This window comes from Flavicella sp., from assembly GCF_037132785.1.
In the GTDB taxonomy this organism is placed as follows: domain Bacteria; phylum Bacteroidota; class Bacteroidia; order Flavobacteriales; family Flavobacteriaceae; genus Flavicella.
On record NZ_JBAHZZ010000180.1, the window covers coordinates 1 to 9614 of the forward strand.

Consider the following 9614-nt stretch of genomic DNA (forward strand, 5'->3'; position numbering starts at 1 on the left):
TTTTGGCTAAATAAGCCTTACAAGCTTCATCATTTGGCAGTTCTTTTATAAAACTCAGTATATTTTGACCTTGAAAAACATCCATATCTGTTATATTTAATGACACTAAGATACAGAAACTAAATGACTAACTCAGAAAAATAAATCAAATTTATTATCAGCCAGTCTGAAATACATTTGGAATAAACAAAAAATTCTGTTTTTTAATGACATTCAAAATACTTTTATCATATGATCTTTTTGGGAAAAATTAACAATGATTTTTTTTATATGATTACACCAAATTATTAACAAAAAAAACCGATACATTTCTGTATCGGTTTTTTTTGTTAATAATTTGGTATTACTAGTACCTATAGTATTCTGGTTTGTATGGTCCTTCAACTTTTACATCAATATAATCCGCTTGATCTTGACTTAATTCATCCAATTCCACACCAATTTTTTCCAAATGCAAACGAGCAACCTTTTCATCTAAATACTTAGGCAACATATACACATCATTTCCATATTTCTCATTATTTAACCACAACTCTAATTGTGCTAATGTTTGATTTGTAAATGAATTACTCATTACAAAACTAGGATGCCCTGTTGCGCAGCCTAAGTTTACCAAACGACCTTCAGCCAACACTAAAAATTCTTTCCCGTCAATCGTATATTGATCTACCTGAGGTTTGATTTCAATTTTTGAAGCACCGTGTTTATCGTTCAACCAAGTCATATCAATTTCATTGTCGAAATGTCCTATGTTACACACAATTGCTTTATCCTTTAATGCTTCAAAATGACGACCTACTATAATGTCTTTATTTCCTGTAGTAGTAATGATAATATCCGCTCTTGAAATAATATTGTCCATTTTACGAACTTCAAAACCGTCCATAGCAGCTTGCAATGCACAAATAGGATCAATTTCAGTAACTATAACTCTAGCTCCTGCACCTGCTAATGAAGCAGCAGAACCTTTACCTACATCACCATACCCAGCAACCACAGCAACTTTTCCTGCCATCATTATATCAGTTGCTCTACGAATCGCATCAACAGCAGACTCTTTGCAGCCGTATTTATTATCAAATTTAGACTTCGTAACAGAATCATTTACATTAATGGCTGGCATTGGTAATGTCCCTGCCTTTACTCTATCATACAAACGGTGAACACCAGTAGTTGTTTCTTCAGACAACCCTTTGATTCCTGAAACCAACTCAGGAAAACGATCTAATACCATATTGGTTAAATCACCACCATCATCTAAAATTAAATTTAATGGTTTCTTATCCTCTCCAAAAAACAAAGTTTGTTCTATACACCAGTCAAATTCTTCTTCATTTAATCCTTTCCAAGCGTAAACAGAAACTCCTGTAGCAGCAATAGCAGCGGCAGCTTGATCTTGAGTAGAAAAAATATTACAAGAACTCCAAGTAACCTCAGCTCCTAAATCCACTAACGTTTCTATCAAAACAGCTGTTTGAATTGTCATATGTAAACAGCCTGCAATTCGTGCACCTGCCAAAGGTTTTTCTCCTTTATACTCTTCTCTTAAACTCATCAAACCAGGCATCTCAGCTTCTGCTAAATGAATTTCTTTACGACCCCAATCTGCAAGACTAATGTCTTTTACTTTAAATTTTGTGTATGTTGTTGTTTCTGAACTCATAGTTCTTATATTTGTGAATTAGGAAGCAAAATTACGAAATACCTTTGACAATATAAATGCCTTTAGCCAAAACAATTATCGTTGATAAAAACACCAAGGTACTGGTTTGGGAAATCACAGAAACCCAACAAGAACTGGAAACAATATTTTTATCTAATAATAGCACCACTCGTCTTTCCAATATGCGATCTGAAACGCATAAAAAAGGTTTTATTAGTGTTCGCCATCTGCTAAAAGAACTAAAGTATTCCGACGCTGACCTTTATTATGACTCAAAAGGCAAACCTCACTTAAAAGACGGGAAAAACATATCTATCAGTCATTCTTTTCAATATGCTACAATTATCATAAGCGACAAAGTAATAGGTATTGATATTGAAAAAAATAGAGATAAAATAAAACGGATTTCTCATAAATTTATAGATAAAGAAAATCAATTTCTACAAAAAAACAACCTGATTGAACAACTGACTGTTTTATGGGCTGCAAAAGAAAGTTTGTATAAAATTTATCCAAACGGAGGTTTATTGTTTATCAAGCACCTTCCCATTGAACCTTTCTCTTTAAAAGACAAAGAAACAAAGGGTTGGATAAAAAAAGGACCTTGGAACGAGCCATATAGAATAATTTTTGAGTTTATAGACGATTTTTCTTTAGTATACGCAGTTCCTTTACATTAGCTCCATGAAAAATTCAATTTTACACAACATCATTAAGTCAAAAAAAGATGGCAAAAAATTACTTGCAGTACTTTTAGACCCAGACAAAATTGAACTATCAAAGTTAAAAGAGAAGCTTGTAAAGATCAATCAATCTAAAGTAAATTATATTTTTATCGGTGGAAGTACCGTTGCAAAAGGTCTGACAGAAAAATGTGTAGTTTACATAAAACAGCACACAAAAATTCCAGTTATCTTATTTCCTGGAGACTATAATCAATTGACTCCTAAAATGGATGCTGTATTATTTTTAACGCTAATTTCCGGCAGAAATCCAGAGTATTTAATTGAACAGCAAATTCAATCGATTCCTTTTTTAGAAAGAAACAAAATAGAATGTATTTCTACAGGATATATTTTGATCAATGGAGGAACAAAAACCGCCACACAAACTGTAAGCAATACCAATCCTATTTCACAAAAAAACATTCAACTGATTGAACATACAGCTTTGGCCGGACAATACTTAGGAAATCAGCTAATTTATTTGGAAGCTGGTAGTGGAGCAAAACAGGCTGTTTCAGAAGAAATCATCAAAATAGTTTCAAAAAAATGTACCATTCCTATTATTGTAGGTGGAGGTCTAAGGTCAATAACTATGGTTAATAAAGCCTTTGATTGTGGTGCTGATTTAGTAGTTATTGGAACTGCATTTGAAAAAGACAACAACCTTTTTGATAAAAAATGAATCAAAAACTAATGCTTTCCGAACTAAAACTCAAAGGAATCCGAAGTAGCGGTCCTGGAGGGCAAAACGTCAATAAAGTTGCCACTAAAATAGAACTAACCTTTGATTTAAACAATTCATCTGGACTCTCTGAATCTGAAATAACAAGACTTAAAACGACGGTCAAACATCGTCTTACCAAAGAAAATATACTTATCCTTCACTGCGACGAAAATAGAAGTCAACACAAAAATAAAAACATCATTCTTAAACGGTTTCTAGACATCCTTATAGAAGGAATTAAAAGACCAAAAGCAAGAAAAACCTCCAGACCTTCGAGAGGTTCTATATTAAAAAGACTTGATACAAAAAAAATTCAGAGTCAAAAAAAAGAAAACCGAAAAAAAACAAAGTATTAGTGTTTTCTGGAATTATAAAATTCCATAGACAACTTATCTTATAAAAATTTCGGCTTTGTTCTACGTGTAAATCCTCTTTAATAATCTGTTACATGTCCCCAGTTTTCACCAGATTTTATACGATATAACTGCATCTCTGAAACACCAAACTGTTTGGCTATCATTTTCATACGAGTTCTTCTATTGGGATCGTTTATTTTTCTTTTGATCAACCGAACATGCGCTTCAGTTAATTTGGCAGAATGTAATCTTGGTTTTCTATTGATATGAGCTGGTCCAGAAAATTGATGTATTTCTTTTTCTTTTTTTGTTGCCCATTTTAAATTTTCAACCCGATTGTCTAATTTCTCGTAATTCAAATGAATGACATACAACTCGTCTTCTTTTTGCTCAAGAAAATGCTGTGCTACCAACTTATGAACATACCTGCCCGATTTTTTTCCGTTTTTTTTCTGGTAGGCACTTACCATTTCGTAACCATTTGCAGGTGTCAATTTCAATAATTTTGATTTACCATCCTCATCAATTGAAAGTACTCTTCCTTTGTCAGAAATTCTACATTTTTTTTTAGTAAACAATTCTTCTTCTAACTGAAGATCTTTCCATTCTTCATTTGGATCTTTTCTAATCATGATATGTTTTATTTAGTGGTTACTTAAACACATCTTAATCATAGCAACTATATTTTTTAATCAGAGAACTTTCTTTTGGTTTAAAAAGTTGATTCTTGTATCAAGAATATTTTGGCAATATATAAATTTTAATGACAACTACAGTCTGTATCGCAATTCTCTTTTTTCTTTCCCTTAAAAATAAATTTTTTTAAAAGAAAAGCAATTGCTAACCCTAATACAAAATAAACAATTATTTGCTGCATATCACTATTTTAAAATCAGAAAAGTAATCAATGCAGAAACATAGGCTAATACTCCCATCCCAACCAATTGAAAAATTGGCCACTTCCATGACCTTGTCTCTCTTTTTACGATGGCTAGCGTACCCATACATTGCAACGCAAAAGCATAAAAAACTAACAAAGACATTCCTGCTGGCAGATTGAATCTTTTCTCTTTTGTAACTGGGTTAATTTCTGCAGCCATTCTTTGTTTTATAGTTCCTTCATTATCCGAACCAACACTGTAAATCGTTGATAAAGTACCAACAAACACTTCTCTTGCGGCAAACGAACTTATCAAAGCAATCCCAATTTTCCAATCGTAGCCTAAGGGAGCAATTGCTGGCTCAATCATTTTCCCCATTACTCCAATGTACGAGTTTTCTAATTTAAATGAAGCTATTTCACTTTCTAAATCTTCTTCACTAATATTTTTGCCAACCGAATTTTCAGTAACTATTTTTTCCGCATTCGTAAAATCATCTGTTCCATTAGACGCTAAAAACCATAAAACGATTGAAATTGCTAAAATAATTTTACCTGCACCTAACACAAATGCCTTTGTTTTTTCTAAAACATCAAAGAAAACATTCTTTAGCGATGGTAGTTTATAATTAGGCATTTCTATTATAAAAAAGTTTTTACTCTCAACTTTCAATACCTTATTTAAAATATAAGCCGATATAATTGCCGAAGCAAAACCAAGTACATAAAGAGCCATCAGTACAAATCCCTGCATGCTAAAAATCCCTAAAACTCTTTCATCAGGAATGATAAGTGCAATAATTATAGCATATACCGGTAACCTGGCAGAACAAGTAGTGAATGGAGTCACCAAAATTGTTATCAATCGATCTTTCCAATCTCCTATATTTCTAGTAGCCATAATTGCAGGAATCGCACAGGCAGTTCCGGAAATCAAAGGAATGACACTCTTACCACTCATTCCGAAACGACGCATTATTTTATCCATTAAAAACACAACACGACTCATATATCCTGTTTCTTCTAAAACCGCGACAAACAAGAATAAAATTGCTATCTGTGGAATAAATATAACGATTCCTCCTATCCCAGGAATAATTCCTTCTGTGATAAGATCAAACAACATTCCTTCAGGCAAACTCTCTTTGGACCAGACACTTAAATCTGAGAAAAACTCATCGATAAAATCCATTGGAGCGGATGCCCAATCAAAAACCGATTGAAACATAAGTAATAGAATCGCGATAAAAATAACATATCCGAAGACTTTATGGGTAAGTACTTTATCCAATTTACTACGTAAATCAAATCCTTTTGACCTATCTACAAAATAGACCTTTTTCAATATATCATTGATATATTTATAACGGTAAATCGTTTCTTTATGTTGGTATTTCTTAAGTTTTTCTCTATCTAATTTAAATGTATCAATAGTCCGCTTAGAATCCTCCGATATAAATCCAACATGATTTTGTTGGGTAATCAACAACCAAGATTTATATAAAGAAAATTCTTTTAAACTCGATTTTATTTCATCGAAATAGGCTTGATCTATTTTTTCCGAAATTTTAAACAACGAACTTACATCATACTCTTTATAATTTGAAATTGCATTTTTAACATCTGCAATTCCTTCTTTTTTTCTCGCACTAACTAAAACTATTTTTGTTTTCAAAATAGCTTCTAACCCTTCTAAGTCGATAGAAATCCCTTTACGGCACATTTGATCTGCCATATTTACAACCAAAATTGCAGGAACTCTTAGGTCTTTTACCTGAGTGAAAAGCAACAAATTCCTCTTGAGGTTTTCTACTTCAGCTACCACAATTACCAAATCTGGATACTCTTTATTTTCATTATCTAATAAAGTCTCTAAAACAATACTCTCATCTAAAGAAGTTGGATTGATACTATAAGTACCTGGTAGATCCGTTATAGTAACTAAACTACCATCCAATAACTTACAAGTTCCTTGTTTTTTATCGACGGTGATCCCAGGATAGTTTCCTACTTTTTGTGTAAGCCCAGTTAATTGATTAAAAATAGAGGTTTTTCCTGTATTCGGATTTCCAACTAGGACAACATTTAGTTTTTTAGATTTCATCACACAATCTTTTTACAAGAGTTATGCCTTCGGCTGTTTCTCTTCTTATAGCAAAATGGCTTCCATTTACACGAATATACAAAGGGTCATTCAATGGAGAAATCTGCATCAAAGTTACTTCCTTTCCTGGAATACATCCCATTTCCATTAATGCCAATGGTATCTCTTCAAAAGACAATTTATCTATAATGCCTTTTTCTCCTTTATGTAAATCTGCAACTGTATGTATCAATGCTTTGTTATTTTAGAACTCAAAAAACGAATTGTTTTTAATCGTTTACAAATATACCAAATTAGAACGATTCTAAAGTTCGTATTTTAAAATTCATTTTTGGATATAAAAACAGGTTGTTTTGCTTAGGACAACTATAATATCAGTCTCTTTTTAGAAGAGCCTAAAAGAAGAAATAACATCATTTTTTATCACCTTTGTAAAGGTAAGGTAGCTATCCGCTAATTCTAACAGTTTAGAATGCTTTCTGTTTTTGATAATCTTAACTAGGTTCTTTTGGCTATTTATTATATTCCTTTTTTAAAATCAAAACATCACGAATAAGCCTGTTAATATCTTTCGAATCCGTTCCGTCATAATAACCGCGAATTCGTTTTTTTTTGTCCACTAAAATAAATTGTTCTGTATGAATAAAATCCTGAGCACCTCCATCACCTTCATCTAACACGGCAAAATAACTTTTCCGGGCCAAATTATAAATTTCTTTCTTTTCTCCTGTTACCAAAAACCACTTCGCATCTACGACACCATTACTTTGAGCATAAGATTTTAAAACAGGTACACTATCCATCACAGGAGTAACCGAATGTGACAACAACAAAACATCAGTATCATTTAAAAATTCTTTTTGAATAACAGCCATATTTGTTGTCATTATAGGACAGATAGTCCCACAACGTGTAAAGAAAAAATCAGCTACATAAATTTTATCATTGAATATCTCTTGAGTTACCTGCTTTCCATTTTGATCAATCAACGAAAAGTTGGCAATTTTATGATTTTTCTTAACATGCTGTAAAGAAGCATCAACCAGTCTAGGATTCACATCAATAGGACTATAAATAGGTAATTTTTTTTCGGGTGTTAATAGTCTATAAAAAACATATACCCCAACTACACTAAAAACCAACATAGCCAAAACTGTCGGTATCGATTTTTTAAAATAATTAACTTCCATAATAAATATCAAAATTACAATTATCGTTTGAAAAAAATTATTTTTAGTCGAAAAATTTGACGCTTTAACATTATTTAACTCAATCAACACTAAACTTTCACTATTTCCATTTAAAGCCTTTATATAAAATTGTACATTTGCATTTGATTTTTATACAAAAAAACCAAATGGAAGTTTTTATCAAGGCAACACAATTTTTATTAAGTTTATCTTTATTAATTGTACTGCATGAATTGGGTCATTTTATACCCGCTAAATTATTCAAAATAAAAGTTGAAAAATTTTACCTATTTTTCGATTATAAATTCTCAATTTTTAAGAAGAAATTCGGAGATACCGTTTATGGAATTGGATGGATTCCATTGGGAGGATATGTAAAAATATCTGGAATGATTGACGAAAGCATGGACACGGAGCAAATGTCTAAGCCTCCACAACCTTGGGAATTTAGATCTAAACCTGCTTGGCAACGATTGATTGTTATGTTAGGTGGTGTTATTGTTAATTTTGTCTTAGGTTTTGGAATCTATATTATGATTTTATTTACTTGGGGAGAAAGCTATTTGCCAAATGAAAGTGTAAAGGATGGTATTTGGGTAACAGATTCATTAGGAACTGAATTAGGACTACAAACAGGAGATAAGATTAAAACTATCGACGGTAATAAAATAAAGGCATTTTCTAGTTTAACTAGCGAATTTATAAATGGAAATTCTTTTGTTATAGAACGAAATGGTCAAACTATTAAAAAACAGATTCCTGTTGATTTTATTTCAAAGTTGATAGAAAAAGGCAAAGGAGGCTTTATACAGCCTCGAATTCCATTTGTTATTGGAGGGTTTGTAGAAAGCTCCGTCAATAAAGAAAGCGGTTTAAAAGCAAAAGATTTAATTTTAGCAGTTAATGGCACTCCTATCAAATATTTTGATGAGGCGAGTACTCTTTTGGAAGAATATAAAAACCAAACGATCTCTTTAGATGTAAAAAGAAAAGAAGGAGAAAAAACTATATCTATTCAACTAGATGAAAATGGTAAAATTGGAGTTAACCTAGGTACTTTACCAGCAGAAGACATGGAAAGATTAGGTTACTATACCTTAGAAACAAAAAAATATACATTTGCAGAAGCAATTCCTGCTGGAACTGCTAAAGGTTACAAAACACTGACAGATTATATCAAACAATTGAAAAAAGTATTCAATCCAGAAACGGGTGCTTACAAAGGTTTGGGTGGATTTATTTCTATCGGAAGCATCTTTCCTTCTACTTGGAGCTGGCAAGCATTCTGGAGCATTACTGCCTTTTTATCAATCATGTTAGGTTTCATGAATCTATTACCTATTCCTGCCTTAGATGGTGGGCACGTAGTATTTACTCTATATGAAATGATTACTGGAAGAAAACCTTCGGACAAGTTTTTGGAGTATGCTCAAATTACAGGGTTTTTTATTTTAATGGTCTTATTATTATTTGCCAATGCAAATGATGTGGTTAAGTTATTTAAATAAACACACTTATATAATTTAAAAGTCCCTTTGATTAGTCTCAAAGGGATTTTTATACTCCCATTATTTTCGACACTTTATTAATTTCTTATCTTATACCAAATGAATTTCAGAGTAGTTGATAATAAATTTGAATTATTATTTTCTTTAGATGAAATAAAAAGTATTATCATAGCCCAGATTACGGTTCTATTATATTGCTTATCTGCATAATCTATTAATTAAAGACAATAAAGAAAAGAGCACCTTCCCTTAATTATCATCAAAAACAGACTAAGCGTTACTCAACATTTGGGAAAAAGAGTTTCCAAATATAAGCATAAATTAAGACCGTTGCAAGGTACATGACAAAAACAAATATCCAAACTTAGGATATAAATCATTGTTTGTTAGCTTATTAAGATGTATATTCAAGCCATGAAACTACAAATAACACCTACTTTTGCAGATAGCATTTGTGATTTACG

General features: G+C 31.8%; 10 protein-coding genes and 1 pseudogene. 4 read left to right on the top strand and 7 right to left on the bottom strand.

Going from position 1 to position 9614, the window contains the following annotated elements:
* Together V5787_RS11290 and ahcY are read right to left on the bottom strand one after the other, a co-directional pair.
* A pseudogene (locus tag V5787_RS11290) lies at window positions 1–85 on the bottom strand (IS1595 family transposase); the annotation flags it as partial.
* Window positions 86–346: 261 nt separating this feature from the next.
* On the bottom strand, window positions 347–1663 hold the full coding sequence (ahcY, locus tag V5787_RS11295; protein WP_336893316.1) for an adenosylhomocysteinase: 1317 nt from the start codon (window positions 1661–1663) through the stop codon (window positions 347–349).
* Between the two features lie 56 nt (window positions 1664–1719).
* Here ahcY and V5787_RS11300 point away from each other — a divergent pair, with 56 nt between their 5' ends.
* Genes V5787_RS11300 through arfB form a run of 3 tightly spaced genes read left to right on the top strand, consistent with a single transcriptional unit; the run spans window position 1720 to window position 3468 of the window.
* A complete protein-coding gene (locus V5787_RS11300; RefSeq protein ID WP_336893317.1) occupies window positions 1720–2343 on the top strand; it encodes a 4'-phosphopantetheinyl transferase superfamily protein in 624 nt (207 codons plus the stop codon).
* Between the two features lie 4 nt (window positions 2344–2347).
* Window positions 2348–3070, top strand: a complete 723-nt coding sequence (locus tag V5787_RS11305) for a geranylgeranylglyceryl/heptaprenylglyceryl phosphate synthase (RefSeq protein ID WP_336893318.1) — start codon at window positions 2348–2350, stop codon at window positions 3068–3070.
* The gene (gene arfB / locus V5787_RS11310; protein WP_336893319.1) at window positions 3067–3468 is read left to right on the top strand and encodes an alternative ribosome rescue aminoacyl-tRNA hydrolase ArfB; all 402 of its coding nucleotides are present in this window, start codon (window positions 3067–3069) and stop codon (window positions 3466–3468) included. The genes V5787_RS11305 and arfB overlap by 4 nt, the downstream gene beginning before the upstream one ends.
* A gap of 77 nt (window positions 3469–3545) precedes the next feature.
* Here the strand turns inward: arfB and V5787_RS11315 are convergent, their stop codons facing one another.
* The 5 genes from V5787_RS11315 to V5787_RS11335 all read right to left on the bottom strand — a co-directional run bounded on the left by V5787_RS11315 (window position 3546) and on the right by V5787_RS11335 (window position 7642).
* Window positions 3546–4100: an HNH endonuclease gene (locus V5787_RS11315; protein WP_336893320.1), complete on the bottom strand. Its 555-nt coding sequence runs from the start codon at window positions 4098–4100 to the stop codon at window positions 3546–3548.
* A gap of 128 nt (window positions 4101–4228) precedes the next feature.
* Complete coding sequence (locus tag V5787_RS11320; RefSeq protein WP_336893321.1) at window positions 4229–4345, bottom strand: FeoB-associated Cys-rich membrane protein; 117 nt, start codon at window positions 4343–4345, stop codon at window positions 4229–4231.
* 4 nt (window positions 4346–4349) lie between these two features.
* Window positions 4350–6452: a ferrous iron transport protein B gene (feoB, locus tag V5787_RS11325; protein WP_336893322.1), complete on the bottom strand. Its 2103-nt coding sequence runs from the start codon at window positions 6450–6452 to the stop codon at window positions 4350–4352.
* Window positions 6442–6684 carry a FeoA family protein gene (locus V5787_RS11330; protein WP_336893323.1) on the bottom strand — a complete coding sequence of 81 codons (243 nt, stop codon included), beginning with the start codon at window positions 6682–6684 and terminating at the stop codon, window positions 6442–6444. Before V5787_RS11330 ends, feoB begins: the two co-directional genes overlap by 11 nt.
* Window positions 6685–6964: 280 nt before the next feature.
* Complete coding sequence (locus V5787_RS11335; RefSeq protein ID WP_336893324.1) at window positions 6965–7642, bottom strand: SCO family protein; 678 nt, start codon at window positions 7640–7642, stop codon at window positions 6965–6967.
* Window positions 7643–7809: 167 nt separating this feature from the next.
* Between V5787_RS11335 and rseP the strand changes: the two genes are divergently transcribed.
* On the top strand, window positions 7810–9150 hold the full coding sequence (rseP, locus tag V5787_RS11340) for an RIP metalloprotease RseP (RefSeq protein WP_336893325.1): 1341 nt from the start codon (window positions 7810–7812) through the stop codon (window positions 9148–9150).
* Window positions 9151–9614: the final 464 nt, after the last annotated feature.